The organism is uncultured Nocardioides sp. (genome assembly GCF_947488025.1).
Classification (GTDB): Bacteria; Actinomycetota; Actinomycetes; order Propionibacteriales; family Nocardioidaceae; genus Nocardioides.
In genome coordinates, this window is the sequence record NZ_CANKYS010000001.1 from 87,219 (window position 1) to 114,056 (window position 26,838).

26 protein-coding genes are annotated in these 26,838 nt (G+C 71.9%); 9 read left to right on the forward strand and 17 right to left on the reverse strand.

Going from position 1 to position 26,838, the window contains the following annotated elements; translation table 11 throughout:
* Positions 1 to 8: 8 nt before the first annotated feature.
* Together Q1B24_RS00365 and Q1B24_RS00370 are read right to left on the reverse strand one after the other, a co-directional pair.
* The gene (locus Q1B24_RS00365; RefSeq protein ID WP_299921987.1) at positions 9 to 194 is read right to left on the reverse strand and encodes a DUF5302 family protein; all 186 of its coding nucleotides are present in this window, start codon (positions 192 to 194) and stop codon (positions 9 to 11) included.
* Positions 195 to 263: 69 nt separating this feature from the next.
* Positions 264 to 1,076 carry a class I SAM-dependent methyltransferase gene (locus tag Q1B24_RS00370; protein ID WP_299921989.1) on the reverse strand — a complete coding sequence of 271 codons (813 nt, stop codon included), beginning with the start codon at positions 1,074 to 1,076 and terminating at the stop codon, positions 264 to 266.
* 36 nt (positions 1,077 to 1,112) lie between these two features.
* Here Q1B24_RS00370 and Q1B24_RS00375 point away from each other — a divergent pair, with 36 nt between their 5' ends.
* Positions 1,113 to 2,195 (forward strand): hypothetical protein, encoded by a 1,083-nt coding sequence (locus tag Q1B24_RS00375; RefSeq protein WP_299921991.1) that lies wholly within the window; start codon positions 1,113 to 1,115, stop codon positions 2,193 to 2,195.
* Here Q1B24_RS00375 and Q1B24_RS00380 read toward each other — a convergent pair.
* From Q1B24_RS00380 to Q1B24_RS00410, 7 genes are all read right to left on the reverse strand, one after another.
* Positions 2,171 to 3,214, reverse strand: a complete 1,044-nt coding sequence (locus Q1B24_RS00380) for a MaoC family dehydratase (protein WP_299921993.1) — start codon at positions 3,212 to 3,214, stop codon at positions 2,171 to 2,173. The two genes, Q1B24_RS00375 and Q1B24_RS00380, sit on opposite strands and share 25 nt — an antisense overlap.
* A 75-nt stretch (positions 3,215 to 3,289) precedes the next feature.
* Positions 3,290 to 4,450 (reverse strand): Gfo/Idh/MocA family oxidoreductase, encoded by a 1,161-nt coding sequence (locus Q1B24_RS00385; protein ID WP_299921997.1) that lies wholly within the window; start codon positions 4,448 to 4,450, stop codon positions 3,290 to 3,292.
* Between the two features lie 30 nt (positions 4,451 to 4,480).
* Positions 4,481 to 5,323, reverse strand: coding sequence for a sugar phosphate isomerase/epimerase family protein (locus tag Q1B24_RS00390; RefSeq protein WP_299921999.1), 843 nt, complete (start codon positions 5,321 to 5,323; stop codon positions 4,481 to 4,483).
* Between the two features lie 154 nt (positions 5,324 to 5,477).
* Entirely contained in the window at positions 5,478 to 6,728 is a 1,251-nt protein-coding gene (locus Q1B24_RS00395; protein ID WP_299922001.1) for a substrate-binding domain-containing protein, read from the reverse strand.
* Positions 6,728 to 7,855: an ABC transporter permease gene (locus tag Q1B24_RS00400; protein ID WP_299922002.1), complete on the reverse strand. Its 1,128-nt coding sequence runs from the start codon at positions 7,853 to 7,855 to the stop codon at positions 6,728 to 6,730. The genes Q1B24_RS00395 and Q1B24_RS00400 overlap by 1 nt, the downstream gene beginning before the upstream one ends.
* On the reverse strand, positions 7,852 to 8,979 hold the full coding sequence (locus Q1B24_RS00405; protein WP_299922004.1) for an ABC transporter permease: 1,128 nt from the start codon (positions 8,977 to 8,979) through the stop codon (positions 7,852 to 7,854). The genes Q1B24_RS00400 and Q1B24_RS00405 overlap by 4 nt, the downstream gene beginning before the upstream one ends.
* Complete coding sequence (locus Q1B24_RS00410) at positions 8,976 to 10,505, reverse strand: sugar ABC transporter ATP-binding protein (RefSeq protein WP_299922006.1); 1,530 nt, start codon at positions 10,503 to 10,505, stop codon at positions 8,976 to 8,978. The genes Q1B24_RS00405 and Q1B24_RS00410 overlap by 4 nt, the downstream gene beginning before the upstream one ends.
* A 95-nt stretch (positions 10,506 to 10,600) precedes the next feature.
* On the opposite strand from Q1B24_RS00410, the gene Q1B24_RS00415 reads away from it, so the two are divergent.
* On the forward strand, positions 10,601 to 11,794 hold the full coding sequence (locus tag Q1B24_RS00415; protein WP_299922008.1) for an ROK family transcriptional regulator: 1,194 nt from the start codon (positions 10,601 to 10,603) through the stop codon (positions 11,792 to 11,794).
* Between the two features lie 30 nt (positions 11,795 to 11,824).
* Here the strand turns inward: Q1B24_RS00415 and Q1B24_RS00420 are convergent, their stop codons facing one another.
* Positions 11,825 to 13,021: an acyl-CoA dehydrogenase family protein gene (locus Q1B24_RS00420; protein WP_299922010.1), complete on the reverse strand. Its 1,197-nt coding sequence runs from the start codon at positions 13,019 to 13,021 to the stop codon at positions 11,825 to 11,827.
* Positions 13,022 to 13,153: 132 nt separating this feature from the next.
* On the opposite strand from Q1B24_RS00420, the gene Q1B24_RS00425 reads away from it, so the two are divergent.
* Complete coding sequence (locus Q1B24_RS00425) at positions 13,154 to 13,768, forward strand: hypothetical protein (protein ID WP_299922012.1); 615 nt, start codon at positions 13,154 to 13,156, stop codon at positions 13,766 to 13,768.
* A 7-nt stretch (positions 13,769 to 13,775) separates the two neighbouring features.
* Here Q1B24_RS00425 and Q1B24_RS00430 read toward each other — a convergent pair whose 3' ends face one another.
* From Q1B24_RS00430 to Q1B24_RS00455, 6 genes are all read right to left on the reverse strand, one after another.
* Positions 13,776 to 15,233 (reverse strand): phospholipase D-like domain-containing protein, encoded by a 1,458-nt coding sequence (locus tag Q1B24_RS00430; protein WP_299922014.1) that lies wholly within the window; start codon positions 15,231 to 15,233, stop codon positions 13,776 to 13,778.
* Positions 15,234 to 15,268: 35 nt separating this feature from the next.
* Positions 15,269 to 16,333: a hypothetical protein gene (locus Q1B24_RS00435; protein ID WP_299922016.1), complete on the reverse strand. Its 1,065-nt coding sequence runs from the start codon at positions 16,331 to 16,333 to the stop codon at positions 15,269 to 15,271.
* Positions 16,330 to 16,566, reverse strand: a complete 237-nt coding sequence (locus Q1B24_RS00440) for a DUF6752 domain-containing protein (RefSeq protein ID WP_299922019.1) — start codon at positions 16,564 to 16,566, stop codon at positions 16,330 to 16,332. Before Q1B24_RS00440 ends, Q1B24_RS00435 begins: the two co-directional genes overlap by 4 nt.
* Positions 16,567 to 16,579: 13 nt before the next feature.
* Positions 16,580 to 18,145: a hypothetical protein gene (locus Q1B24_RS00445; protein ID WP_299922022.1), complete on the reverse strand. Its 1,566-nt coding sequence runs from the start codon at positions 18,143 to 18,145 to the stop codon at positions 16,580 to 16,582.
* A 41-nt stretch (positions 18,146 to 18,186) separates the two neighbouring features.
* Complete coding sequence (locus tag Q1B24_RS00450; protein ID WP_299922024.1) at positions 18,187 to 19,392, reverse strand: endonuclease/exonuclease/phosphatase family protein; 1,206 nt, start codon at positions 19,390 to 19,392, stop codon at positions 18,187 to 18,189.
* A gap of 117 nt (positions 19,393 to 19,509) precedes the next feature.
* Positions 19,510 to 21,426, reverse strand: coding sequence for an endonuclease/exonuclease/phosphatase family protein (locus Q1B24_RS00455; protein ID WP_299922026.1), 1,917 nt, complete (start codon positions 21,424 to 21,426; stop codon positions 19,510 to 19,512).
* Positions 21,427 to 21,619: 193 nt separating this feature from the next.
* Here Q1B24_RS00455 and Q1B24_RS00460 point away from each other — a divergent pair, with 193 nt between their 5' ends.
* From Q1B24_RS00460 to Q1B24_RS00475, 4 genes are read left to right on the forward strand one after another with little or no spacing between them, the layout of a single operon-like run.
* Positions 21,620 to 22,915 carry a CBS domain-containing protein gene (locus tag Q1B24_RS00460; protein WP_299922028.1) on the forward strand — a complete coding sequence of 432 codons (1,296 nt, stop codon included), beginning with the start codon at positions 21,620 to 21,622 and terminating at the stop codon, positions 22,913 to 22,915.
* The gene (locus Q1B24_RS00465; protein ID WP_299922030.1) at positions 22,912 to 23,424 is read left to right on the forward strand and encodes a DUF1003 domain-containing protein; all 513 of its coding nucleotides are present in this window, start codon (positions 22,912 to 22,914) and stop codon (positions 23,422 to 23,424) included. The genes Q1B24_RS00460 and Q1B24_RS00465 overlap by 4 nt, the downstream gene beginning before the upstream one ends.
* Positions 23,425 to 23,455: 31 nt before the next feature.
* Positions 23,456 to 24,616, forward strand: a complete 1,161-nt coding sequence (locus Q1B24_RS00470) for an Mrp/NBP35 family ATP-binding protein (RefSeq protein WP_299922032.1) — start codon at positions 23,456 to 23,458, stop codon at positions 24,614 to 24,616.
* Between the two features lie 43 nt (positions 24,617 to 24,659).
* Positions 24,660 to 24,989, forward strand: a complete 330-nt coding sequence (locus Q1B24_RS00475; RefSeq protein WP_299922035.1) for a sec-independent translocase — start codon at positions 24,660 to 24,662, stop codon at positions 24,987 to 24,989.
* Positions 24,990 to 25,006: 17 nt separating this feature from the next.
* Here the strand turns inward: Q1B24_RS00475 and Q1B24_RS00480 are convergent, their stop codons facing one another.
* Positions 25,007 to 25,543, reverse strand: a complete 537-nt coding sequence (locus Q1B24_RS00480; protein ID WP_299922037.1) for a hypothetical protein — start codon at positions 25,541 to 25,543, stop codon at positions 25,007 to 25,009.
* Between the two features lie 104 nt (positions 25,544 to 25,647).
* On the opposite strand from Q1B24_RS00480, the gene Q1B24_RS00485 reads away from it, so the two are divergent.
* Complete coding sequence (locus Q1B24_RS00485) at positions 25,648 to 26,322, forward strand: LysM domain-containing protein (RefSeq protein WP_299922039.1); 675 nt, start codon at positions 25,648 to 25,650, stop codon at positions 26,320 to 26,322.
* Positions 26,319 to 26,837, forward strand: a complete 519-nt coding sequence (locus tag Q1B24_RS00490) for an Rv3235 family protein (protein ID WP_299922041.1) — start codon at positions 26,319 to 26,321, stop codon at positions 26,835 to 26,837. The genes Q1B24_RS00485 and Q1B24_RS00490 overlap by 4 nt, the downstream gene beginning before the upstream one ends.
* The last annotated feature ends 1 nt before the right edge of the window (position 26,838 follow it).

Here is a 26,838-nt window from a genome sequence, read left to right on the forward strand (position 1 = left end):
GCCCGACCTCAGGCGCCACCGCCGCCGGCCTTGCGGCGGTGCATCGGCTTGGCGACGTTCTTGTCGTTGATCTCCGAGCCGTGGGCCTTCTCCCGGGAGCCTGCCGTGTCGTCGGGGTGGTCGTGGCCCTTCTTGCGATCGAGGGCCTCCCGCATCTTCGCCTTGATGTCGGCGTTGGGGTCCTGATCGGCCATGAGGTCCTCCTGGGTCGATGAACGGTCGGAACCCCCACCCTGCCAAAGCCGACAAGCCGGGTCGAGCGGTTAACCCTTGCGGAGCACGTCGATCCGCGCGCCGAGCTTGCCGATCGTCCGGTAGACCTGCCAGCGGCAGTCGCCCACCATCACGTCGTACGCCGCGTCGCCGAACTCGGCGCGGTAGCGCGCGGGCTCGCGCAGCAGCCGCGCCAGGTGCAGGAGCGCGCGGCCCCCGCTGCCGTCGTGCTCCTGCGACCACTCGCCCCACTCGCTGGACAGGTCGATGCTGTCCACCACCTCCAGCCCCGACCGGGCGATCGCGTCGTCGATCACGCGAGGCTCGGCGGAGGAGGGCACCACCCCCATGACGTCGAAGAGCTGCTCGGCCTCCTCGTCCCCGAGCAGCTCGGTCGCCACGGCCTGGAACGCGACGACGTGGCCGCCCGGGCGGAGCACGCGGGCGAACTCGGCGAAGGCGTCGTCGGGGTGCTCGACGTGGACCATCACGTCGCGGCACCAGACCAGGTCGAGCGAGGCGTCGGCCACCGGCACGTGCGTGGCGGTGCCGCGCTCGAACGCGAGGCGCGAGGCGATGTCGGGCACGAGGTCGCGACGGGTGGCCCGGGCGAGGTCGAGGTGGCGCTGCACCGGGTCGATGCCGAGCACGCGGAAGCCGAAGTGGGTCGCGAGCCGGACGGCGTGGGTGCCCTCGCCGCAGCCGACGTCGACGGCCCTGCTGTCGGGACGCAGGTCGAGCTCGCGCACCACCTGCAGCAGCACCGACGGGTCCCGCGGTGCGAGGCTCTCGTCGAGGCGCGCCGCGAAGTCCGCCTCGAGTCGCGGGTAGGTGTCGTAGAAGAAGTCGGGGTCCCAGGCCACGGATCGAGTCTGCCGCCCTCCAGTAGGGTCACCGCCATGGCTCGCCGCGTGTTCGTCCACGTCGGCACGGCGAAGTCCGGCACCTCGTTCCTGCAGGACCTGTGGTGGCGGCACCGCGACGAGCTGCGCGGTCGCGGTCTGCTGCTGCCGGGCCGGCGTCGCGACCACTTCGCCGCCGCCGCCCTCGTCAAGGGGATGACCGCCGTCGTCGAGACGTTCACCCCGCACGAGCGCGACGCGTGGCACCGGCAGGTCGAGGAGACCCGGGCGTGGCCGGGCGACGTGCTGCTCACCAACGAGCACTTCTCCGACTCGCCCGCCGGGTCGGCCGCCGCCGCGCTCGCCGACCTCGCGGGCGCCGCCGACGAGGTGCACGTGGTCGTCACGGCCCGCGACCTGGGCCGGGTGCTGCCGTCGGCGTGGCAGCAGCGGGTCAAGATGGGCGCCCGCCAGCGCTACCGCCGTTTCCTCGCCACGGTGCGACGCGACGAGGACGACCAGAAGTTCTGGCGCTACCAGGACGTGCCGGCGATCCTCGCGCTCTGGTCGGCCGGCCTCCCCGCCGGGCGCGCCCACCTCGTCGTCGTACCAGCCCCGGACGCGCCGCGCGAGGAGCTGTGGCTGCGGACCGCCTCGGTCCTCGGCGTCGACGTGACCGGCCTCGACACCGAGGCCCGTCGGGCCAACGACTCCCTCGGCCTCGTCGAGGCCGAGCTCCTGCGCCGGGTCAACGAGCTCCTCCCCCGCGCCGAGCGGTCCCCGGAGCTCACCCGCCACGTGAAGGGGACGTTCGTCCCCGAGTCGCTGGTCGGCTGCGCGCCGCGTGAGTCCTTCGTCCTCCCCGCCCGGCACCACCCCTGGGTGCTGGAGCGGTCGGCGGCGATCGTCGCCGACCTGCGCGCCGGCTCGTACGACGTCGTGGGCGACCTCGACGACCTGCTGCCGGCGCCGCCCCGCGACGGACGCACCCCCGACGACGCGACCGACGAGGAGCTGCTCGCCGCGGCCCGGACGGTGCTGTCCCGGCTGGGCGTCGCCCCGGTGGACAGCCTCGACGCCGCCCTGGCCGCGGTCGCGGACGACCTGCTCGCGCGTCAGCGCGGGACGAGCGCCCAGTAGTCCAGGTCGAGCAGGACGCCGTCGGCGTGCTTCCCGTCCTCGCCGCGCAGGGTCATCGACTCATCTCGGCCCTTGGTGGCGACCAGCCGCAGGCGGAGTGCGCCGACGCCCGGCGCGTCGAGCTCGGCGGTGTCGAGCACCTCCGACCAGGCGTGGACCGTGTCACCGGCGTGGGCAGGTGCGACGTGCGCGCCGGCGTTGATCGCCGCGACCAGCTGGGCGTTGGCGAGGCCGTTGAAGGACAGCGCCCGCGCCAGGGAGATCACGTGGCCGCCATAGACCAGACGCCGGCCGTCGGGTCGGGCGTCGGCGTTGAAGTGCACCTTGGCGGTGTTCTGCCACAGGCGGGTGGCCATCATGTGCTCGGCGTCGGTGAGCGTCACCCCGTCGACGTGGTCGATCCGCTCCCCCACCGCGTAGTCGCCGAGCCGGTGCGGCTCACCGGCGGCCACGACGTCGTACGACGAGAAGTCGAGGCCGGCGGGCACCACCAGGTCCTCGGGGGCGACGGCCGGGGCCAGGGTCGGTACGACGGTCTCCGGCGCCGGTGACCCGGCGGAGCGCTTGTGGACCATCACCCACCGCGCCCAGTCGATCGCGACCTCGCCGCGCTGGTTGGTCGCGGTCGAGCGCACCCACACCACGCCCGTGCGGCCGTTGGAGTTCTCCTTGAGCCCGATGACCTCCGAGCGGGTGCGCAGCGTGTCGCCCGGCACCACCGGCCGGTGGAAGCGGCACTCGGCGTAGCCGAGGTTGGCCACGGCGTTGAGCGACACGTCCGGGACGGTCTTGCCGAAGGCGACGTGGAAGCCGACCAGCTCCTCCACCGGGTGGGGCGCGAGGCCGACCGACGCAGCGAACTCCGCCGACGACGGGACCGCGAAGCGCGTCGGGTAGATCGCGCCGTAGAGCGCCCGGTCGCCCTCGGTGACCGTGCGCGGGGTGGCGTGCTCGATGACCTGACCGACGGTGAAGTCCTCGAAGAAGTTGCCAGCGTTGGTCTTGCCGGGAGCAGTCATGGCGCTCATCGTGCCGCACCCCCGCCGGATCCGGCGGGGGCGGTCACGTGGGATCCGTCACGCGCAGCGACCGCCTCAAAGAGGTCGCGCGTCGACCTCGACGCAGCTGCCCCCGCGGGCGGAGCTGGCCTCGATCGCGGCCAGCACCCGCTGGACGGCGAGGCCGTCCTCGAAGGACGGCGTCGGCGCCCGACCCGCCGCGAGCGCGGCGAGGAAGTCGGCGGCCTGGTTGGTGAAGGTGGCGTCCCACCCGAGCACGTGCCCGGGCGGCCACCAGCCGTCGATGTAGGGGTCGTCCTGCTCGGTCACGAGCTGGCGGGTGAAGCTGTCGGCGCCGTCGAGGCACACGTCGAGGTGGTTGAGCGACTCGAGGTCGAAGCGCAGGGCTCCCTCGCTGCCGTAGACCTCGATGCCGAGGGCGTTCTTGCGGGCGGTCGCCATGCGGGTCACCTCGAGGCTGACCACGGCGCCGCCGTCGGTGCGCAGGGTGCCCCACGCGGCGTCGTCGACGGTGACCTCCTCGGGGCCGTCCGCGCCGGTGCGCTGCCCCACGAAGGTGTGGGTCGTCGCGTTGACGGCGGTGACCTCCTGGCCGAGGAGGAAGCGCACCTGGTCGACGGCGTGCGAGGCGAGGTCGCCCAGCGCGCCCGAGCCGGCCAGCTCACGGCGCAGCCGCCAGGTCATCGGCGCCGCGGCGTCGGCCAGCCAGTCCTGCAGGTAGGAGACGCGCACCTGCCGCACCTCGCCGAGGCGACCCTCGGCGACGTGGCGGCGGGCCAGCGCCAGCGCGGGCACGCGGCGGTAGTTGAAGCCCACCATCGAGTGCACGCCGCGCTCGCGGGCGGCCTGGGCGGTGGCCACCATCTTCTCCGCCTCGGCCATGGTGTTGGCCAGCGGCTTCTCGGCGATGACGTGCTTGCCGGCCTCGAGCGCAGCGATCGCGACCTCGGCGTGCAGGTGCCCGGGGACGCAGACGTCGACGATGTCGATGTCGTCCCGCTCGAGCACGGCGCGCCAGTCGGTGGCCGACTCGGCCCAGCCGTACTGTCCCGCGGCGGCCGCCACGGCGTCCGCGTCACGACCGACCATGACCTGCCGGCGTACGCCAGGAGCACCGGGGCGGAGAGCCGCGACGTTGCGCCATGCGTGGGAGTGGGCCTTTCCCATGAAGGCGTAGCCGATGACGGCGACTCCCGGGGACCCGGCGGCGCCCGATGCGCTGGGTGTGCTGGTCACGTACTTCTCCTGACTTGCGGTGACGGTCGCTCAGGCGAGCGACCGGAGGAAGGACAAGCCGTCTCGGGCGAGCTCGTCCTGGGTGGGTGCCAGCGGACGCCAGATGGAGGCGGCCGTGGCGATGGAGGCATTGTCGGCGGTGAAGCTCTCGATGACGAGGGGACCGTCGTAGCCCACCTCGTCGAGCGCCGACACCAGGGCCGGCCAGTCCGTCTGGTCGCCGCCCGGTGCGCCCCGGTCGCTGCCGCAGACCTGGACGTGTGCCAGGTGCTGGCCTGCGGCTCGGACCGCGTCCGCGCTGGAGCGCTCCTCGATGTTGAGGTGGTAGCTGTCGAGGGCCAGGCCGAGGCCCTCGCCGAGCAACGACTCGAGGGCGGTGAGGGCCTGATCGACGGTGTTGACCAGGGAGGTCTCGTAACGGTTGAGGGGCTCGATCCCGAGCCGTACGCCCTGCGCGACCGCGTGGTCGACGACCGGGGCGAGGTGCGTGCGGAGGTCGTCGTACGCCGCCTGCCGCTGGTCGGCGTCCATCCGCCAGACCCGGCCGGTGGAGGCGTAGAACGGCCCGCACACCGCGCGCGCGCCGACGCCGGCAGCGAAGTCGATGCAGGCCCGCAGGTAGTCCTGGGTGTCGCTCACGCAGGAGGCGTCGACGAGGTCGCGACCCGGGGCCATCGCCCCCACGACGCAGGGGGTCAGGCCGGTCTCGGCGAGCACGTCGGACACCACGGGGACGGTGAGGTCCCCGGCGTTCTCGAGCGGCAGCTCGACGGCGTCGAAGCCCATGCCTGCGATCCGTCGCAGCAGGTCGGCCACGCCCGCGTCGGTGAGCGGGGAGGTCCAGACCCACGTGTTGACGCCGATCTCTCGCATGGGCCGTCCTTCCGGGTGACGTGTGTGCTGGGTGTGCGTGCTGGGTGTGCGTGCCGGGTGTGGGTGGTGCGGGGACGGGTGTCGGTGGGCCGGGCGCGAGCCCGGCCCACCGACGGGTGGATCAGATCATGATCGGATCCGTCTCAGGACCGGATCAGGGGATCTGGCGCTCCTGCCAGACCTCGGGGTAGCCGACGAGGTCCTCGCCACCGAACTTGGCGTAGTGGCCGTCGGGCATGCCGTCGTTGGCCTCGAGGTAGTCGGCGCGCTCGTCCTCGGTGATCGGGGTCTGCGGGAGCACCCACTCCTTCGGGACCTCCTCGCCGGCGAAGATCTTCTCGAGCGCGAGGAGCGGCGTGCGCCACTGGAAGTTGGAGTAGACGGGCGCCAGGCCGGTCAGCCCGGTCTCCTCCCACTTGCGCAGGAAGGTCATCTCGTCCTCACCGGTCATGACCGGGTAGTCGGCGCCGAAGTCCTCGAAGGCCTCGATCGCGGCAGCCGCGCCGTCACCGGCGTCCATCCAGACGCCCTGGACCTCGCCCTTGCCGAGCTCGTCGGTGATGATCTTCTTGATCTCGGTCGGGTCGGCTCCGGTGAAGTAGTCGACCGCCTCGATGCCGTTCTCGTCGAAGAGCTTCTCGGCGGCGGCCCAGCGCTGCTCGAGCACGTCGACGCCGGGCAGGATGCGCAGCGCGACGACCTTGTCGCCCTCCTCGAGGTTGTCGATGAGGAACTCGGCGGTGTCGATGCCCCACGCGAAGCCACCGATCGGGTGGATGAAGGTGGTGGCGCAGTCGGTCTCCACACCGCGGTCGAAGACCACGACGGGCTTGCCGGTCTCGCAGGCACGCTCGACCGCGTCGGTCATCGCGGCGGTGGAGTTGGGCGAGATGATGAAGGCGTCGCAGTTGCCCTCGGAGATGAAGTAGTCGATGTCGGCGATCTGGGTGTTGTCGTCGTCGCCGGCGTCACGGGTCTCCATCTCGGAGATGACGCCCTTGTCCTGCATCTCCTTGAGCTGCTGGTTCATGGTGATCCAGCCGGTCTGGCGCCACGGGTTCGAGATCGAGGCGTTGGCGAAGCACGCCTTCATCTCACCGTTGGCCTTGTACTCCGACGTGTCGGTCATCTCGCCGTCGATGTACTGGAGGTAGGGCTTCTCGGGGTCGCCCTCGAAGGTCGCCGAGCGCTGCTCGTACTGCTCGTCGTAGACGGCCTGGTCGAACCATTCCTGCTCGTCGCCCGAGCCCTCCTCCGAGGCCTCCGGGGACTCGGACGTCTCCGAGCTCTCGTCGGTGCCCGTCGTGGAGTCCGTCGGGTCCTCGGTGCTGCACGAGGTGGCGAACACCCCGAGCAGCAGGGCCGAGGCCACTGCGATCGGCGCGCGGTGCATCTTGTGGCGCATCAGTTTTCTCCTGTTTCAGTGCCCGGGTGGGCAGTGGTGGGTGATGGTGCAGGTGCGGCTGGAACTGACCGAGAAGGGGGACGACGGCCCAGGTTCCACGCGCGGGCCGCCGCGGCGACGGCGACGATGATGATCACGCCCTGGACCGTGTTCCTCCAGGTGGACTCGACCTCCTGGAAGTTGAGGAAGGAGAAGAGCAGCTCGAGCGCGAAGGCGCCCGCGGCGGCCGAGAGCACCCAGCCGCGTCCGCCGCCGAGCACGACCCCGCCGAGCACGACGGCCGTGATCGCCTGGAACTCGTAGCCGGCGCCGACCGAGGGGTGCACGCCGGCGTAGCCGACGAGCAGGATGCCGGCGATGGTGGCCGAGACCGAGGAGAGGATGAACGCCCGCGTCTTGACCCACCAGACCTTGGCGCCGGCGAGGCCGGCGGCGTCGGGGTTGTCGCCGGCGGCGATCAGCGTGCGACCGAACGGCGAGCGCATCAGCCAGACGCTGGCGGCGGCGACCAGCACGAGGATGATGACCGAGTAGGGCAGCACGTCGAGGACGGGCACGTTCTCGATGCCACCACGCCCGATCTCGCGGAACGTGTCGACCGGGTTGCCGGTGGCCGCGCCGCCGGTCAGGTACCTCACCAGGCCGCCGAGCGCGAGCATCGTGCCCAGCGTGACGATGAAGCTCGGCACCTGCAGGATCGTGGTGCCCAGTCCGTTCACGATGCCGACGACCACGCCGATGAGCAGCATGAGCGCGATGGCCGGGAGCACCCGGCTCTCGTCGTCGCCGATGTAGTTGCCCGCGATGACGACCTGGGTCGCGATGACCGCCCCCATGGAGAGGTCGAACTCGCCGGCGACGATCACGTAGTACTGGCCCATCGCGGCGATGGCGATCGGCGCGGTGCGGCCGATGAAGCGGATCAGCTGCGGGGGCTCGCCGAACGAGGGGTTGACCCACACCACGGCGATGAAGAGGACCGCGAGCAGGATGAACACCGCCCCGCCCGGGGTCAGCGCGCCACGGAGGACTCGCTGCGGGAGCGATCCCTCGGTGAGCGGCAGCGTGCGGCCGGTCGTGGAGGCCTCCGGCTGGGAAGCCGCGGGGCTGGAGGTCGCGGTGCTCATGCGGTCCCCTCCTTCATGGTCGATCCGGGCAACGAGCTCCGGCTACCGCTGCCGAAGCGCGGTGGGCGGCGTACGACGCTGCGGCGGGCGTAGACGGCGACGGCCAGCACGATCACCAGGCCGCGGATGAAGTCCTTGAGGAACGGGTTGACCTGCATGACGCCCATGACGCTGTCGAGGACCGCGAAGATCGCGACGCCGCCCATGGTGCCGACCACGCTGCCCTTGCCGCCGGCGAGCAGCGTGCCACCGAGCACGACCGCGGCGATGGACAGCAGGTCGTAGCGGCCCTGCGACCCGATCGTCGGCGACCCGACGCCGGTGCGCGAGAGCAGGAGCAGGGCGGCGAGGCCGACCAGCACCGAGCAGAGCACGTGGGCCGAGACCACCGGCAGCACGGTGCGCACGCCCGACATGCGGGCGACGTCGCGGTTGCCGCCGATGGCGTAGACGTGGTGGCCCAGCCGGGTGTAGCGGAGCATGAGCGTCACCAGGACCGCGCAGGCCAGCAGGACGAGGAACGAGGTGGGGATCCACCCGGCGATCCCGCTGCGACCCAGCAGCCTCAGGTCGGGCGCCGCGGAGCCGTGGCTGCCCTGGTAGTTGGTGGCGAGGTAGCCGCTGACGATCAGTCCGACGCCGAGGCTGGCGATGAAGCCGTGCACGTGCAGGACGCTGACCAGCAGCCCCATCACGAGGCCGACCACCGCGCAGACCACGAGGGTGTTGAAGACCGCGGCAGGGATGTTGCCGTCGAGCCCCTGCATGCCGCCGGCCGCGATCACCGTCGCGAGGCTGACCACGTAGGGCACCGAGAGGTCCAGGCTGCCCACCAGGATGACGAGGGTCTGGCCGATCGCGATCAGCCCGAGCACGCTCATCGCGGTGAGGACGGCCCAGATGTTGCCCTGGCTGAAGAAGTTGCGGCCCTCGAGGGCGGTGAGCACCGCCGAGACGATCACGACGCCGACGAGCACCAGGTAGATCAGTGCGGTCGAGTCGAGCTGGCGGGCCCGGCGCGGCCGCGCGGCGCGCCGACTACGTACGGAGTCGCGGGACTCCGTGCTGGTGGCCGCGCCGGGGGTGTGCGCCGGATCGGGCGTCCTGTCGGTGGTGGCGCTCATGCTGCTTCCTCGCTCGCTGCTCCGGTGGCCATCGCCAGCACGGCTTCCTCGCTCGCACCCGCCGGGAGCTCGCCGGCGAGCCGGCCGTCGCGCATCACGAGGATGCGGTCGGACATGCCGATCACCTCGGGGAGCTCACTGGAGACCATCAGCACGGCCACGCCCTGGCGGGTCAGCTCGCGCATCAGCTCGTACACCCGGTGCTTGGCGCCGACGTCGATGCCGCGGGTCGGCTCGTCCATCAGCACCGCGAGCGGGTCGATGCTCAGCCAGCGGGCCAGCACGACCTTCTGCTGGTTGCCGCCGGACAGGAACTGGACCTCCTGGCCCATGCTGTGGGCGGCGACGTCGAGACCGGACAGCACGCCCGGCATGTCGCGCCGCGCCGCGCCGGTGCGCCGCGGGAACACCGCGCGGACCACACCGAGGGAGTTGTCGAGGATCGACTGGTTGAGCGCGAGGCCCTTGGCCTTGCGGTCCTCGGTGATGAAGGCGAGCCGGGCGCGCACGCCCTGGCGGGGGCTGCTGACCTCGAGCGGCGAGCCGTCGAGGGCGATGCTGCCCCGCGAGACGGGGTGCACGCCGAAGACGGTCTCGAGCAGCTCGGTGCGCCCCGAGCCCTGCAGCCCGGCGATGCCGACGATCTCGCCGGCGCGGACCTCGAGGGAGACGTCGTCGACGTAGCCGTTGCCGACGCCGGACAGCGCGAGCCGCACGTCGCCGACGGAGACGTCAGCGGGCTTCTTGGGGAAGTACGTCGTCAGCGAGCGGCCCACCATCAGGCGCACGAGCTCGGCCTCGGAGAGCTCGGCGGCCGGCCGGGTGGCCACGTGCTGGCCGTCCTTGAGGATCGTGATCGTCGTGCAGAGGTCGAAGATCTCCTTCAACCGGTGCGAGACGTAGACGATCGCGACGCCGCGGTCGGTGAGGCGACGGATGATCGAGTAGAGGAGCTCCACCTCGTGGTCGGCCAGCGCCGCCGTCGGCTCGTCCATCTGGATCACCTTGGCGTCGAAGCTCACGGCCTTGGCGATCTCGACGACCTGCTGCTCGGCGACCGAGAGGTTGCGCACGAGGGTGCCGGCCCTGAGGCCGGACACGCCGAGGCCGGTCAGCAGCTCCTCGGTGTCGCGTCGCATCCGCCCGGTGTCCACCGGACCGAACCGGCCGAAGCGCCGCGGCTCGCGGCCGAGCCAGATGTTCTCGGCGATGGTGCGCTCGAGGAGGAGGTTGAACTCCTGGAAGACGGTGGACACGCCGGCGCGCTGCGCCTGGACGGGGTGGCTGAACGAGACCTTCTCGCCTCCGACCACGATCGTGCCGCGGTCGGGGGTGTGGACGCCGGCGAGCATCTTCATCAGCGTCGACTTGCCGGCGCCGTTCTCGCCGACGAGGCCGTGGACCTCGCCCGCGCGCAGGGTCAGGTCCAGTCCGTCGAGGACGGTGTTGCCGAAGAAGCTCTTGGTCATCCCGGTCGCGACGAGGGCGTTCTCGACCGGGTTGTTCGGTGGGTTGATCGGGGGCACGGCGACACTGTGGCACGCGTCACTGGCTTTTGTCGAGAACCTGCCAAAAGTGTTACCTCTAGCGTGCAAAGTCATGCATGTGCTTGACTCCGCTCGTGCGCACCGGTGAGCTTTTCGATCTCCTCCGTGACGGAAGGCCCTGGACCCGTGCCCAGCTGGCCGAGGCGACGGGACTCGCCCGGTCGACGATCACGGCCCGGATCGACACCCTGATGCGGCTCGGCCTCGTCGCCCCCTTCGGCGGCGCCCGGTCGACCGGCGGCCGTCCGCCCGCGCTGTTCGCGCTCAATCCCACGGCCAAGCTCGTCGTGGGCGTCGACGTCGGCGCGACCCACGCACGGGCCGCGCTGACCGACCTCAACGGGTCCATCCTCGGCGAGCTCGACGCCCAGATCGCCGTCGCGGACGGCCCCGAGGCCGTGCTGTCGTGGGTGGTGGAGTCGGTGCGCGACCTCCTCGAGGCGAGCGAGCGCCCGGACACCGACCTCGCCGCCATCGGGATCGGCCTCCCCGGCCCCGTCGAGCACTCCACCGGGCGCCCGATCAACCCGCCGATCATGCCGGGCTGGGACCGCTTCGACGTGCCCGCCTACCTCCAGGAGAAGTACGACGTCCCGGTGCTGGTCGACAACGACGTCAACATCATGGCGCTCGGCGAGCGACGCGGTCACCTGCGCGACGTCGACGACCTGGTGCTGATCAAGGTCGCCACCGGCATCGGCGCGGGCATCGTCTCCGGGGGCATCCTGCAGCGCGGCGCCCAGGGCACCGCCGGCGACCTCGGCCACGTCCGGGTGCCCGGCGCCGACGACGTACCGTGCCGGTGCGGCAACTCCGGCTGCCTCGAGGCCGTCGCGGCCGGCCCCGCGCTCGCAGCGGCGGTGCGCGCCCAGGGCGAGCAGGCCGAGACGGGCGGCGACGTGGTCGAGCTGGTCCGCTCGGGCAGCCGGGTCGCGATGGGCGTCGTGCGCCAGGCCGGGCGCGACATCGGCGAGGTCGTCGCCACGATGGTCAACCTGATCAACCCGTCGGTGGTCGTCATCGGCGGCCAGGTCGCGGGCGCCGGCGAGCACCTGCTGGCCGGGATCCGCGAGTCGGTCTACCACCGGTCGCTGCCGCTGGCGACCGAGCACCTGCGCATCGTGACCTCGCGCGCGGGCGGCGAGGCGGCCGTGCTGGGCGCCTCCGCGCTCGCGATCGAGCACGTCCTCTCCCCCGACGTCGTCGAGGCGGCCAGCGAGGCGCTGGCCGCGGCCGATGCGGCGGCCGAGGCGGCCCGCGCCCGCTGACCGTGCTTCTGACCGGGCTGCCGGCCCGGCTCAGCGCAGCTGGTAGTCCTTGAGCAGGCTCCGGCCGATGATCATCTTCTGGATGTCGGAGGTGCCCTCGCCGATGAGCATGAACTTGACCTCGCGCATCAGGCGCTCGATCTCGTACTCCTTGGAGTATCCGTAGCCGCCGTGGATGCGGAACGCGTCCTCGACGACCTCGTTGGCGTACTCGCTCGCGACCATCTTGGCCATGCCGGCCTCGACGTCCATCCGCTGGCCGGTGTCCTTGAGCCGGGCGGCCTTGACCATCATCGTGTGGGCGACCTCGACCTTGGTGGCCATCTCGGCCAGGCGGAACAGCACCGCCTGGTGCTCGGCGATCGCCTTGCCGAAGGTCTTGCGCTGCTGGGCGTAGGCGATGGCGAGCTCGAAGCCGCGCCACGCCAGACCGCACGCCCGGGCTGCGACGTTGACGCGCCCGACCTCGACGCCGTCCATCATCTGGAAGAAGCCCTTGCCCGGCTCGCCGCCGAGGACCTGGTCGGCCGAGATCTGGTGTCCCTCGAGGATCAGCTCGGTCGTCTCGACGCCCTTGTAGCCCATCTTGTCGATCTTGCCCGGCACGGTGACGCCCTGGGCGGTCTCGCCGAACCCGGCCTCCTTCTCCACCAGGAAGGTCGTCATGTTCTTGTAGACGCTCTCGGCGCCCTCGTCGGTCTTCGTCAGCACCGCGACGAGCGTGGAGGTGGCGCCGTTGGTCAGCCACATCTTCTGACCGGTGATCGAGTACGACCCGTCGTCCGCGCGAGTGGCCTTGGTGGAGACCGCCGACACGTCCGAGCCGAGACCCGGCTCGGACATCGAGAACGCGCCGCGCACCTCACCGGTCGCCATCCGCGGGAGGTACTTCCGCTTCTGCTCGTCGGTGCCGTGCTGGATGAGCATGTAGGCCACGATGAAGTGGGTGTTGATCACGCCGGACACGCTCATCCACCCGCGCGCGATCTCCTCGACCACCAGCGCGTACGTCAGCAGCGACTCCCCCAGCCCGCCGAACTCCTCCGGGATGGTCAGCCCGAACACGCCGAGCTCCTTCAGCCCCTCGATGATCTCGGTCGGGTACTCGTCCGCGTGCTCGAGCTCCTGCGCCACCGGGATGATCTGCTCGTCCACGAACTGGCGCACAGCCTTCAGGATCTCGGTCTGGTCCTCGGAGAGGCCGTCGGTCTGGCAGAGGCGGGGCATGTGGTGGCTCCTGGGCGCTCGCGGCTGGATCGCTCGGAGTCTAGGTGTCGACCGAACACCGGGGGCAGGGTCCCGAGCCGAGACAGTCGTCACACCGTCGGACCGTCAGGCACGCGTGAGAGAGTGGAGCGCATGCGAGCCACACGAACGATCGGACCAGCCCTCGGAGCCTCCCTCGTCCTGCTCCTCGCAGCGTGCGGGGAGGACACCCCCGACACCGGCGTCGACCCCTCGGCGGCGGAGACGTCCTCCTCGGAGTCGCCCACCGAGACGCCGACCGAGACGCCCAGCGCCGCCCCGGTGGAGCCCGTGGACTTCGGCACCGAGCCGGCTGTCGCGCCGCGCTACAAGAAGGCCGCGCTGCGCGCGACCAGCGACGACCTCATCACCATGGTCCCCTCGACCCTCCCCGAGGGCTGGACCACCGTGGGCGGCGGCTACCAGCCCGACCCGCAGTGGTGGCGCATGGAGTTCACCGCACCGACCGGCGACGTGGTCCTCGACCAGATGCCCGGCACGAGCGACGACGCCCTGGCCGACCAGCCCGGCCTGACGGCCGCCGACGACGTCGACCTCTCCGACTGGGGCACCGGCGCGTGGTCGGCGTGGGACCACGAGGGCGCGACCGTCCTGGCCTACGACCTCAAGGGCAGCACCGTGGTGCTGCAGGGCCCCGACGTGGAGACCGTCCGCGGGCTCGCCGAGACCCTCCTGCCGGCCGACGAGGCCGGCGAGCAGGAGGGCTGACCTCAGGTCAGTCGTTCTCCCAGGTCGGGCCCGCGCCCTTGAGGCGGTCGGGCTCGACCGTGACCATCGGGCCGACACCGACGCGGCGGCCGTTGACGGTCTTCCAGGACGAGTACGTCGTGGTGTAGGCGTCGCGACTGTAGGGCTTCTGCCACATGAGGTTGAAGTTCTTCATGTAGTCGCGCACGTTGCCGCGTCCGTGCATGCTGAACAGGATCTCGTCCTGGGGGGTGCCGAGGCTGGACCAGTTGGTCGAGCCGGTCCACACCATGCTGCTGTCGACGTTGCCCTTGTAGGAGCCCTTGAGCACGAAGTACTTGTGGTGCGTGTAGCGCTCGATGTTCTCCGGCATGTTGTCGATCTCGGGGTCGCCGGTCGGGACGTCGTCCTTGAGGTTGAACCCCGTCGAGCGCAGCGGCACGCGACCGCGCGCGGTCGAGGCCCCGATGTGCTGCTTGGTGCGGAAGCCCATGAGGCCGTAGTTGACCCGCAGGTTGCAGCCCTGCGCGTAGAGGTCGCGCAGCTTGTCCGCGATGTAGTTGCCGCGCTTGCCGCGCATCGAGTGCATCGACAGCGCGAGCTGGGTACGGCGCTGCGCACCCGCCGCGTCGGTGTAGACGCACTGGATGTTGTTGAGGATGTCGAGGACGGCGTCGTTGGACGGCGTCGTGTAGCGGGGGAAGACGATGTTGTAGTACTTCTGCTGGTCGCCCGCGGGGCAGTTGAGGCCCGCCTCGCAGAACGCGTAGGTCGCCCGGCGCTTGTCCCAGTCGGGACGCATGTCGTTGAACAGGGCGATGTACTGGTCGTAGAGCGTCGTCTTGCCGACCGTCGTCCACAGGTCGTTCCACTGCCAGCGCACGGCGTTGAGCGTCATGTTGTAGGAGCCGAGCATGACGACGTCGCGGTTCTTGCCGGTGCGGCTGAACAGGTAGAACTTGCTGTGCAGGTTGTTGTACTCGTTCTCGTCGGCCCGGCAACCGGACGTGCACCGCTTGAGGAAGCTCTTCTTCTTGGTGTTGTGGCCCAGCACCCTCTGGATCCGGACCTGCGCGTTGGGCACGAGGTGGTCGTTGAGCAGGACCCGCACCTTGACCCCGCGCTTCCGCGCGCGGATCAGCTCGTCGGCGAAGACCTGACGGTCGAGCGAGTAGGCCGAGATGGTGATCTTCTCGCCCTTGGGCGTGTTGCGGATCGCACGCAGCACGTGGCGCTCGATGACGTAGCGGTCCTTCTCCACCATCGGGTTGTTGAACTTCGCCCCGGTGGGGACCTTCCACTTCTTGTTGGGCTTGCCGGGCTTGCGCGCGGCGGGCGCCGTCAGGGGCGCCGACGCGGCGGCAGCGGCGCCCGAGGTCGGGGCCGAGGCAGCAGCCGAGGCAGCGGCGGTGGCACCGGAGGTGGACGCGGCCAGGGAGGCCAGCAGCCCACAGGCGGCGAGAAGGGCAACGAACTTGGAACGCACAAAGACTCCTACGTGGCACACTCGAGGCGCCCGGATCAGAGATTCCCCCGACGTGGCGGCACATCACCTGTGCTCGCGCGGACGTCCGCCACGATATCAGCGACGAGTCGCGCGGCCGATTCGAGAAGCTCGTCCGCGGTGACCGTGTCGGGCTCGCGGCCCGGAGCGCTCCCGGCGTCCGCGACCAGGTCGGAGAGGTCCCCCAGCACGTGGAAGCCGCGATCGGCGATCAGCGCCGTGGCCGCGCGGTCGAGCTCGGCGAACCGCACCCGGTGGTGCTCCGGCAGCCCGCCGCGCTCGCGCGGCTGGCGAGCGAGCAGGTCCTCGGCGAGGTAGCCACGGATCCACACGCCGCGCTCCTGGGCCGAGTAGGGCGGGAGGTGCTTGTTGACCAGCCGGAGGGTCTCGATCTGGACGATCCCGAGGGCGGGGTTCACCGCGTCGGCAGGCGCCTCGTAGGCGTCGGGGTCGACGCCGAGCACCTCGGCGAAGTGCCGCCAGTGCAGGTCGCGCGGCTGGCCGGCCCCGGGCATCACCAGGACGTGCACCTGCTCGGCGGGCAGGTCGGGGGTCCAGCGCTCGAGGACCCCGGCCAGGTCCCAGGTGCGCATGCTGAACTCGGGCCCGCCCGCGGCCTTGCCGGCCATCACCGCGTCGAGGTCGACGGTGCTGCCGTTCTTCACCGACTCCTGCCACCCGGCCGACACGACACTGGCCGCGTCGCGGGCGGTGACGACGAGGTGCACCTCCGCGCCGGTGAAGTCGGCGATCGCCCGGGAGGCCTGCTCGGCGCTGGCGCCACAGAGGAACTCGTGGGTGATCAGCACGTCCCCGGGCTGCGCGGCGGCCTGGTCGACGAGCCGCTGCCACGCCCCGGGGGCGTCCGGGTGACGTCGCGCGAGCCGGGGCCGCTCCTGCAGGTCGAGGGCTGCCCAGAGGTGCTCACGGTGGCCGAAGCCCGGGAGGAAGACACCCGCTGACCGCAGGCGGTCGCGGTTGGCCCAGACGACCTGCTGCAGGTACGTCGTACCGGTCTTGGGCAGGCCGACGTGGAGGAACACCCGGCGTGGCCCACCGTGGTCGCGCGGACCAGGGCTCAAGAGAAGTCCTCGCGGTACTTCCCGAGCAGCTCCTCCAGCTTCTCCTCGTCGCGCGCGGCGACCGGCAGCAGCAGCTCGGTCACGACGTCGGTGAGCTCGGCCAGGCGCACGTTGAGGGCGCGGTTCTCCTGGACGGCCTCCTCGAGCGCGGCGACGCGCTTCTCGAGGTCGCTGCCGGTCTCGGGGCTCGGGGTGCCCCCCCGGTTGCCCCACAGGTTGGGGAGTCCGAACATGTCTGCTGCCACCTCACGCGTTCCAGTCGATGATCATGCGGCACACCTGCGAGCTGCCGGGCGCGTCGGAGACGTGCTCGCGGACCTGCTCCAGGATCCGTCCGCCGGACTCCTCCACCTCGGCCGCGACGATCGCGGGATCGAGGGGCTTGCGGGCGCCGGTGCGGCGAGCGTAGCCGTCGCGCCCCTTCTCGCTGAGGAACTGCAGGTGCAGGGTGCCGGTGGTCCCGGCCAGCACCATGCGGGCCGAGCGCAGCATGTTGAGGCGACCGCGGCGACCGAGCCGCTCGACGACGTGGACGCAGCCGACCGCGCGGGGGCCGGGCATGCGGGCGATCCAGGCGGGCACGGCGAGGACGTGACGCAGCTCGAGGAGGTTGAAGAGCTGGAAGGTCACGCGCGGGTCGTCGGCGCGGCGCTGCGCCTCGGCGTCGTAGGCGTAGGGCTGGAAGTCGAGCCCGATCGCGGTCACGCCGCGGTCGGCGAACCAGGCGACGTCGGTGCCGCGTCCGCAGCCGATGTCGACGTACGTCGCGAGGTCGGGGTGGCGCGCGGCGACCGCCTCGGCGACGGCCGAGACCGACGCGGCGTGGTGCGCGGTGCGCTTGTGGTAGGCGTGCCAGCCGGCGCGGCCGGTGCGCATCCCGCGGAACCAGCCGTTGAACAGCTCGATCGTGCTGGCGGGCGTGGTGAACTTGTAGGCCGGGTCGGGAACCCGCCAGTGGGGGCCGTAGGTGGCGGTGAGGAAGCGGTCGGCGTCGGCCGGCACGGGGAACTCGCGTCCCTCGAGCGAGGCCGTCCCGAGCGGGTAGATCCACTCGCGCTCGAACGGCACGGCGATCTCCCCCATGAGGTAGAGCTTGCCGGCGCGCATGAACCCGCCGAACACGTCGAGACCGCGGTCGAGGCCGTCGCTCTCGAGGACGTGCACCTTGAGCGCGATCGCGCTGTAGCGGGTGACGCGGTAGCCCATGTCGGTGAGGGCGCGCTGGATCCGGAAGGACTCGCGGATCACGTCGACCGGGTGGTCGTGGCGGCTGACGTAGCCCAGGTCCGCGTCGCTGTCGTGGCCGATCAGGCCACCGTCGCGGATCGCGCCGAGCGCCGTGCCGTAGGCGAGGAAGGCGTCGAGCCCGGCCCGGTGCAGCGCGCCGAGCACCTCCTCGATCGCGTCGAGCAGCGGCTCGACCTGGGCGGCGTCGCGGGTGTCGAAGGTCTCCACCAGCTTGAGCGACTTGTCGAGGGCGAGCGGACGACCGGCGGGGTTGACGACGGCGATCCGGTCGGGACGCTCACCGAACTGCACCGTGCGGGAGAAGAGGACGGTGTCGGTGCCGGGGTCGCTGAGGGTCACGTCGGTGACGCCGTCGAGGAACGGGCGCAGCGGCTTGGGCCACTGCAGGCTGATCCCGTCGTCGCCCGTCTCGCCGTCGCGCAGCAGCCAGAAGGACCAGATGCGGCGGCCGTCGAAGGCCACGTCGACCAGCTGCTCACCGGCGGCTGCGACGAGCAGGCCCGTGGCGTCGATCCGGAGGACCTCCAGCGCGTCGGGACGCCGCAACTGGCTCAGGGACCTCACGCGGCGGACTATACCGAGCACCCGGCGCGTGGCTGCGGCGCCTACTGGCCGTCGGTCGATCCGTCGGTCCCGTCGGTCGATCCGTCGGTCCCGTCGTCGCCGGTGAGCGTGGCGGTGGCGTTGACCATCCCGTGGTCGGACGCCTGGCCCGTGCCGGTGACGGCGTAGCCGGCGAACGCGACTCCGGTGGAGCCGAAGATCCAGTCGACCTGCATGCTGGGCGGCGGCGCACAGCCGCCGGCCGAGCTGCCGCCGGCGGCGGCGGTGAAGACGCCGCCGGCGGTGAAGCGGCAGAAGATCTCGGCGCGCTCGTTGTAGTCGCCGGTGGCGATGACCGGGGTGCCGTCGGCCTGGTGGAGCTCGGTCAGGTGGGCGACCTCGATGGCGGCCGCCTCGGCCCGCCAGCGGGCGTTGTTGCCCAGCCTCGGCGTGTCGGCCGGGTTGTGGAAGTTGGCGAACCAGGCCCGGCGACCGGTGCTGATCGACTCCAGCAGCACGACGGGCATCGCGATCCGGCTACCGCCGGCGTAGGGGATCGAGAGCGTGTGCGCCTCGACGAGGGTGAACATGTCGGAGCGCCACGCGATGTTGAAACGCACCGACTTGTTGCCCAGCGACATCCCCGGGTAGAGCGAGTACTCCCCCGCCCGCGAGGTGAACATGCCGTACTGGCTCTCCTCGAACTCCTGGAACCCGACGACGTCGATGCCGTTGCTGCGCAGCTGAGCGATGGTCATGTCCATGCGCGGGCCGGCGTCGGGCCAGCCCGGCTTGTTGCCCCCCGGCCCGGTGTGGGAGTCACCCAGCACGTTGTAGCTCGCGACCTGGAGCTCGAACGGCTGCGTGCGCTGCTCGACCACCTCGACCTGCCGGGAGACGCGGGACGCGAGCCGCCGCTGGGCGGCACGGAAGCGGCGTACGGACGCCTCGAGCTGCTCGGGCTTCGGGTGCTTCGGCTCGGCCCCGGCCGAGCCGGACCGCTGCCCCTGGCCGCCGTCGTCGGCACCCGCGCCCGACTCGCCCGCCCCACCGGACTCCTCGGACGACTCCGCCTCGTCGGACGCGTCGGAGGCTGCCGTGGCCTGCGAGGCGCCCGTCCGGTCGGTGGCCACGTCGTCGACCGACGAGTCCGACCAGAACGACGCCCACACCACGGCGGCGACGATCGCGAGCACGAGGAAGGGAGCCCACAGCTCGACGCGCGAGCGGCGCGGGCTGCTCGTGGTCTCGGGGTCCTTGTGGTTCACGGCCACCTTCTGCGTGGGGTGAGCCGACGGCCCCGGCGGACGGCGCCACGCCGGACGTGGGCGGCTCGGAGCCGCAAGCCTAACCGGGCGCCGTCGCCGCGCACCAACCTTCGCGGATCAGGACCCGGGGACCAGCAGCGGGTCGAAGACCTGGAACCGCTGCTCGGGGTCCATCGATGACCCCGGCACCGGCGGGACGCCCAGCGTGCGCGTGACCAGGTTGGTCAGGTCCCCGACCCGGATCGGCTGCGCGCCGGAGTAGTTGAGCTGCTGCCGGCCGGGCGAGGTGAAGGACGGGTTGAGGGCGTAGAGGTCGCTCGCGGCCGGGACACCCGGACCGGTCACCCACATCGGGACCTTGTAGCTCTTGGCCCAGGTCCGCGACGAGCCGCGCGACTTCTGCGCGCCACCGGTGCCGGTGACGATCATGAGCGTCGTGCCGTTCATCGCCGGAGACTTCGCGATGCTGCGACGGATGCCGGCCACCTTCTGGAACGCCTTGCGGACCGCCTTCTCGTAGGCGGCACCCTTGAAGCCGTCGTCGAGACCGGTCTTCAGGACCCCGGACAGCTCGATGACGCTCAGCTCCGCAGGCTTGCGCTCGATCGTCTCGCGCCACCAGCCGACGCTCCTGGCGTCGTCGCGCATGATCTTGAACCGGTCGATCTTGGCGGTGCCGTCGTCGACGCCGTAGGGGTCCTTGCCGCCGCTCTTGCGGTTCCAGCTGCGGAGGACGAGCTGGTTCTCCTTGCGGCTCGAGGCGAACATGGTCCGCCCGGAGTTGTTGTGCGCGAGGTCGAAGAGGCTGGAGACGTACTGGCCCGCCGAGTCGTGGACCGCCGCAGGCAGCGTCTTCTTGGAGCCGACGCCGTGGCCACCGGCCTTGGGGAAGACTCGACGTCCGCTGAGCAGCGACATCAGGTTCGCGTCGGCCTGGGTGCTCTCGGTGGCCGTGCGCGCGTTGGTGGTCGAGGCACCGTTGCTGGCCATGCGCGTGGCCTCGCCCGGCGCCTTCGAGCCGCCCGCGATGGCCGAGGTCAGCCCGGGGACGGCCACGACCACGACGTGGTCGACGCCGTTGGGCGCGGAGGCCGGCACGACGGCGTTGGCGTAGTAGAGGGGGTGGTCGCTGGTCTTCGAGACGTAGTCGTTCCACAGGCGGGTGTAGCCGTTGAAGAAGACGTCCTGCGTGCCCATGATCCAGTCGATCGCGCCCCCGGCGGGCGGCTTGCACGTGCTGCCGTCGACGTAGCCGCCGCTGGCGGCCCACATGCCGGAGCCGGGCGCGACCTTGCAGTAGTAGCTGCCGCGCTCGTTCTTGTCACCGAGCGAGATGAACGGCGCGTCGGGGTAGGCGGCGCGCAGCTCCTTGACGAGCGCGACCTCCATCGCGAAGCCCGTGTCGCGGTAGGACTGGGCCGGACCGCGGACGTCGGCAGGGTTGTGGGTGTTGAAGAACCACACGCGGCGACCCGTGCCGACGTTCTGCAGCAGCACGGCCGGCATGCGGCTCGGCACTCCGTCGAAGTAGGGGATCGGGATGGTGCGCGCCTCGAGGAGCGTCCAGGTGTCGGTGCGCCACCCGATCGAGTTGACCGAGGGTCCGGCCGGGTTGTTGAGACCCGGGTAGGTCTGCCACGAGGTGCCCATCAGCTCGCCGAAGCGGGCCGCCTGCGGCGGCTGGAACTCCTGGAAGCCGACGACGTCGAGGGCGTTCTGCTGGAGCAGGCCCACCACGCGGTCCATGCGGACGGTGCCCGACTCCCAGCCCTTCCGCTTCCCGCCGGGGGCGGTGTGGTCGGCGCCGAGCACGTTGAAGTTGGCCACCCGGAACGAGGTGGCCGGAGTCGTCTGCGCCGTGTCTGCCGCGCGGGCCGCGACGGCCGCGGCGGCGGGCTGCACCGTAGCCGCCGACGCCGCCGCCGTGCCGGCGTCGGGAGCGGCAGGGGCCACGAGCAGGGCCGTGGCGAGCGTCAGGGTGACGGCGCCGAGGCGTCGGAGGGCGGACGGGCGCGAGGAAGCAGTGCCGGACATGGAAGGGGCCTCACAGAGGTCGGGGAAGTGGCGTCGTCGAGGTGACCCGACCGTGACCACTCACCACACGTGCTGGACGTGTCGGCCCGGGCCCGATCGATGTGACAGAAGTGACTCGTGCGACGCTAGAGTACACCACCCCTTCGGCGCGGAGGCGGATCGAGCGCGGCACCGGCACGCTACCGTTGCCGCCGTGAGCAACACCCCGACCCGCGTCTTCGTGGCCCGGCTCGTCGGGCTGCCGATCTTCGACCCCCAGGGCGACCAGGTGGCCAAGGTGCGCGACCTGGTCGTCGCGCTCCGCACCGAGACGAGCCAGCCGCGTGTCCTCGGCATGGTCGCCGAGGTCTTCGGCCGACGCCGGATCTTCGTGCCGATGACGCGCATCACCGCCATCGACAGCGGCCAGGTGCACACGACCGGCCTGCTCAACATGCGTCGCTTCGAGCAGCGCTCGACCGAGACGCTCGTGATGGGCCAGATGCTCGACCGGACGGTCACGATCAAGGACCCCGCCAAGGAGGGTGGCGTCACGGGCGTCGTCTACGACGTCGCGATGGAGCAGGCCCGCAACCGCGACTGGGTGCTCTCCCGCGTGGCGGTGCAGGAGCCGAGCAAGGGCTTCCGGCGCCGCGGGCAGACCCACGTCGTCGAGTGGCGCGACGTCACCGGGCTCACCCGGCACGAGCCGACCCAGGGGGCCACCCACCTCATCGCGGCGCTCAACGACATGCGCCCGGCCGACGCGGCCAACATGATCCACGACCTCCCGCCGGAGCGACGTTCGGCCGTCGTCGCGGCCCTCGACGACGAGCGGCTCGCCGACGTGCTCGAGGAGCTCCCCGAGGAGGACCAGGTCGAGATCCTCGAGCACCTCGACTCCGAGCGCGCCGCCGACGTGCTGGAGGAGATGTCGGCCGACGACGCCGCCGACCTGATCGCCGACCTCAACCCCGAGACGGCCGCGACCCTGCTGGGGCTGATGGAGCCCGACGAGGCCGAGGACGTGCGGCGTCTGATGTCGTACGCCGACGACACCGCCGGCGCGATGATGACGCCCGAGCCGGTGATCCTCTCCCCCGACGCGACCATCGCCGACGCCCTCGCGCACGTGCGCAACCCCGAGCTCACCCCGGCCCTGGCGGCGCTCGTCTACGTCTGCCGCCAGCCCCTGGAGACCCCTACCGGGCGGTTGCTGGGTGCGGCCCACATCCAGCGACTCCTGCGCGAGCCCCCCTCGACCCTGGTCGCCGCCGCGCTCGACGAGTCGATGGACCCGCTGCGTGCCGACGCCTCGATGGACGAGGTGGCCGCCCACCTCGCGACCTACAACCTGGTCGCCGCACCCGTCGTGGACGACGAGGGCCGGCTCATCGGCGCGGTCACCGTCGACGACCTCCTCGACCACATGCTCCCCGAGGGCTGGCGCGACCGGGCGCCGCGCCCGGGTCCGATCGCCGGCCCCGGCAGTGGAGGGGGTGGCCGATGAGCGACAACCGCCGCACCCGGCTCGACACCCCACGCGACACCCGTCGCCAGCTCGTGCGCCGCCCGTCCTACGACTCCGACGCGTTCGGCTCGTTCGCCGAGCAGTTCGCCCGCTTCATGGGCACCGCGAAGTTCCTCATCTACATGACGCTCTTCGTCATCGTCTGGATGGCGTGGAACACCCTCGCGCCGGCCGACCTGCGCTTCGACGAGTTCCCGTTCATCTTCCTGACCCTCATGCTCAGCCTGCAGGCGTCGTACGCCGCCCCGCTGATCCTGCTGGCGCAGAACCGGCAGGAGCAGCGCGACAAGGTCGTCGCCGAGCAGGACCGCCAGGCCAACGCCCGGGCCCACGCCGACATGGAGTTCCTGGCTCGCGAGGTCGCCTCGCTGCGGATGGCGGTCGGCGAGGTCGCCACCCGCGACTTCCTCCGCTCCGAGCTGCGCGGGCTCCTCGGGGACATCGAGGACCTCTCGCGCCGCGAGCCCGAGGACGAGCCGACACCGTGAGCCCTCGGGGCGGCTCGTAGACTTCTCGATCATGAGCACCCCCACGCAGCAGCAGGTGATGGACGCCCTGGCGACCGTCGACGACCCCGAGATCAAGCGCCCGATCACGGACCTGGGGATGGTCGACTCCGTCGAGGTCGCCGAGGACGGCTCCGTCGCGGTCCACGTGCTGCTGACCGTGGCGGGGTGCCCGCTCAAGGACACGATCAACCGCGACGTCACCGCGGCCGTCTCGAAGGTCCCCGGCGTCGCGTCGGTCGACCTCACCCTCGGCGTGATGACCGCCGAGCAGCGCGCCGGCCTCAAGGAGATCCTCAGCGACGGGCGCGCCCAGCGCGAGATCCCCTTCTCCCAGCCCGGCTCGCTCACCAAGGTCTACGCGATCGCGAGCGGCAAGGGCGGCGTCGGCAAGTCGTCGGTCACGGTCAACCTCGCGCTGTCGCTCGCCGCGCAGGGCCTCAAGGTGGGCATCGTCGACGCCGACATCTACGGCCACTCGGTGCCGGCGATGCTCGGCATCGCCGACGCACGGCCCACCCAGGTCGACGACCTGATCATGCCCGTGCCCACGCCCAGCGGCGTCTCGGTGATCTCCATCGGCATGCTCAAGCCGCGCCGCGACCAGGTTGTCGCCTGGCGCGGCCCGATGCTCGACCGCGCCCTCGTGCAGATGCTGGCCGACGTCTACTGGGGCGACCTCGACGCCCTGCTGCTCGACCTGCCCCCGGGCACCGGCGACGTCGCCATCTCGCTCGGCCAGCACCTGCCCAGCGCGGAGGTCGTGGTCGTCACGACGCCGCAGGAGGCGGCGGCCGAGGTGGCCGAGCGGGCCGGAACGATGGCCTCGATGATGCACCAGCGCGTCGTCGGCGTGATCGAGAACATGAGCTACCTCCCCTGCCCGCACTGCCCGCCCGAGGACGACCACCGCCTCGAGGTCTTCGGCAGCGGCGGCGGCGCCCGCGTGGCGGCGACGCTGTCGGGCCGGTTCGGCTACGACGTACCGGTCCTGGCGCAGATCCCGCTCGACATCTCGCTGCGCGAGGGGGGTGACGTCGGCAAGCCCATCGTGGAGGCCGACCCGTCCGCCCTCGCCGCGCGTGAGCTCGCCCGGGTCGCCCAGACGCTGTCGGGTCGCGGCCGGGGGCTCGCGGGCATGCAGCTCGGGCTCACGCCGTCCAGCAAGTTCTGACCACGTCCGACCACCGCTCCGGGCAGGCAGTAGGTTCTGGGACATGTTCGACGTCGGGCTCCTCGAGCTGGCCGTGATCGCCCTCGTGGCGGTCGTCGTGCTGGGTCCGGACAAGCTGCCCGACCTCGCCCGCCAGGCGGCCCAGCTGCTCCACCGGGCGCGCGGGCTCGCGACCAACGCCCGCGACGAGCTCCGCAACGAGCTCGGCCCGGAGTACTCCGACCTCCAGCTCCGCGACCTCGACCCCCGCACGATCGTGCGCAAGCACATCACCGAGGCGATGGCCGAGGTCGACCGCGAGCAAGCCGAGGCGGCCCAGCAGTCCGCGCTTCCCGAGGGCCACGTCCCGCCCTACGACGTCGAGGCGACCTGACCACCCCGCCCGACCTGCTAGTCGTCGCGGCTCTGCACGGCGACCAGCGCGGCGTAGGGCACGAGGAAGACCTCGCCCGAGGCGGCGCGCCCCTCGAGGAAGTCCGCCCCGACGCGGACGACGTACGCCTCGTGGCGGGTGCCGTCGGCCAAGTGCAGGAGGCAGCGCGCCTCCGCGTCCGCGAGCCGGCGCAGCGCGGCCCGCAGGCCGAGGCGGTCGACCGGTGACCAGGCGAGCTCGGGCACCGAGCGCTCGCTCGCACCCCGTACGCCGGTGACAGCCCGGAGCGGCACGACCCAGTCCTGACGCGTCCCGCTGAGCAGGCACCACTCCTCCCCCACCCGCGCCAGACGGCCCTCGACCCGTCCCAGGTGCGGGAGGTCGAGCGACACGTCCTGCCCGCGGGAGGCCATCAGCCGGCTGGCGAGGGTGACGGTGGCGTACTCCGTGCGCGCCCGGTCGGCGAGCTCGGCCTCGCGGTCCGCCTCCCACGCGGCCGCGGCCTGGCCCTCGAGGTCGTCGAGCAGCGCGAACAGGTCGTGCTCCCAGGACATGGGCCGAGCCTAGCCATTCTCGCGACAGCTGTGGAGAAGCCGTTGACATCACCCGCGAACGTTCGTTGAATGAGGCAAACACACGCAAACGAAAGGATCGCGTGATGTCTCGGGGGATCACTCGCACGGCGCGGCCGTACGCCGTCTGGCTGGGGGTGACGGGCGCGGCCGCGGCCGCGGCGTCGTCCGTGCCCGACGCGTGGCGCGCGACCGCGAGCGCCTCGGCCTCCGAGCGCACGGTCGACGTGCTGGTCGCCGGCTGCGCCACGCTGCTGGCGCTGTCGCTGGCCTGGCTCTGGCTGGTCACCTCGGTGACGGTGGCCGAGCTCGTGGCGGGCCGGGCACCCCGTGGCGGAGGTGCCACGCGGCGCCTGGTGCTGCTCGCGTGCGGCGCCGCCGTGGTCGCGGGCACGGCCCTCCCGGCGCAGGCCGCCGGCGGCGACGGCGCGGAGCTGCTCGTCGGGCTCCCGCTGCCCGAGCGCGCGGTCGCACCGGCCACCGACCCCGCGACCCACGCGGCCGCCGACACGCCCACCACCCCGGTCTCGCACCCGACGACGGGCGACGCCTACGTGGTCCGAGCAGGTGACTCGCTGTGGTCCATCGCCCGCGCGCACCCGGCACGGGGTGTCGGCGTCGAGGCCCGCTGGCGCGAGATCTGGCGTCTCAACCACGAGGTCGTCGGCGACGACCCCGATCTGATCCACCCGGGCCAGGCGCTCCGCCTGCCCGCCACCGACGCGGACACGGACACCGACACGGACGGAGAACGACGATGAGCACACCTGACACCACCGACGCCGAGGTCATCGTGCTGCGGCCGAGCGGCGGCATGGCCAGCGTCCAGGGGGCACTCGCCCTGGACCTGACGCCGCGCACCGCTCCCCCGCGGCCGCGGTTGCGGAGCACCCGCGCGAGCGACCTGGCCGACCTCGAACGCGCCTCCCGGGAGCAGGTGGACGCCTTCGTCGGCCGCTACCTGCAGGCCGCGGTCGAGATCGCCGCCGGCGACCGACCGGTCGCCCAGCTGCTGCGCCACACGGTCCCGGGGGTCTACGACGCGCTGGCCGGGCGCGCCCGCGCGGTCGCCGCGGCGGGCGGCCTCACGCCGGGCCGGGTCCGGGGACCCAACCCGGCGCGGCCGGTCGTGGTCGGCGTACGCACCGCCCTGATCCGCAGTGACGCGGTCGAGGCGAGCGCGCACGTGCGCTACGGCCGTCGCTCACGCGCCGTCGCCGCGCGGTTCGAGGTCGTGCGCGACCGCTGGCAGTGCGTCGCGATCAGCTGGGGCTAGG

Coding starts and splice junctions, on each gene's coding strand:
- Q1B24_RS00420 (WP_299922010.1), bottom strand. CDS start 13,021: ATGCCCCGCCTCTGCCAGACCGACGGCCTCTCCGAGGACCAGACCGAG.
- Q1B24_RS00380 (WP_299921993.1), bottom strand. CDS start 3,214: ATGACTGCTCCCGGCAAGACCAACGCTGGCAACTTCTTCGAGGACTTC.
- Q1B24_RS00440 (WP_299922019.1), bottom strand. CDS start 16,566: ATGTTCGGACTCCCCAACCTGTGGGGCAACCGGGGGGGCACCCCGAGC.
- Q1B24_RS00470 (WP_299922032.1), top strand. CDS start 23,456: ATGAGCACCCCCACGCAGCAGCAGGTGATGGACGCCCTGGCGACCGTC.
- Q1B24_RS00400 (WP_299922002.1), bottom strand. CDS start 7,855: ATGAGCACCGCGACCTCCAGCCCCGCGGCTTCCCAGCCGGAGGCCTCC.
- Q1B24_RS00425 (WP_299922012.1), top strand. CDS start 13,154: ATGCGAGCCACACGAACGATCGGACCAGCCCTCGGAGCCTCCCTCGTC.
- Q1B24_RS00465 (WP_299922030.1), top strand. CDS start 22,912: ATGAGCGACAACCGCCGCACCCGGCTCGACACCCCACGCGACACCCGT.
- Q1B24_RS00475 (WP_299922035.1), top strand. CDS start 24,660: ATGTTCGACGTCGGGCTCCTCGAGCTGGCCGTGATCGCCCTCGTGGCG.
- Q1B24_RS00375 (WP_299921991.1), top strand. CDS start 1,113: ATGGCTCGCCGCGTGTTCGTCCACGTCGGCACGGCGAAGTCCGGCACC.
- Q1B24_RS00455 (WP_299922026.1), bottom strand. CDS start 21,426: ATGTCCGGCACTGCTTCCTCGCGCCCGTCCGCCCTCCGACGCCTCGGC.
- Q1B24_RS00390 (WP_299921999.1), bottom strand. CDS start 5,323: ATGCGAGAGATCGGCGTCAACACGTGGGTCTGGACCTCCCCGCTCACC.
- Q1B24_RS00405 (WP_299922004.1), bottom strand. CDS start 8,979: ATGAGCGCCACCACCGACAGGACGCCCGATCCGGCGCACACCCCCGGC.
- Q1B24_RS00365 (WP_299921987.1), bottom strand. CDS start 194: ATGGCCGATCAGGACCCCAACGCCGACATCAAGGCGAAGATGCGGGAG.
- Q1B24_RS00490 (WP_299922041.1), top strand. CDS start 26,319: ATGAGCACACCTGACACCACCGACGCCGAGGTCATCGTGCTGCGGCCG.
- Q1B24_RS00485 (WP_299922039.1), top strand. CDS start 25,648: ATGTCTCGGGGGATCACTCGCACGGCGCGGCCGTACGCCGTCTGGCTG.
- Q1B24_RS00395 (WP_299922001.1), bottom strand. CDS start 6,728: ATGCGCCACAAGATGCACCGCGCGCCGATCGCAGTGGCCTCGGCCCTG.
- Q1B24_RS00480 (WP_299922037.1), bottom strand. CDS start 25,543: ATGTCCTGGGAGCACGACCTGTTCGCGCTGCTCGACGACCTCGAGGGC.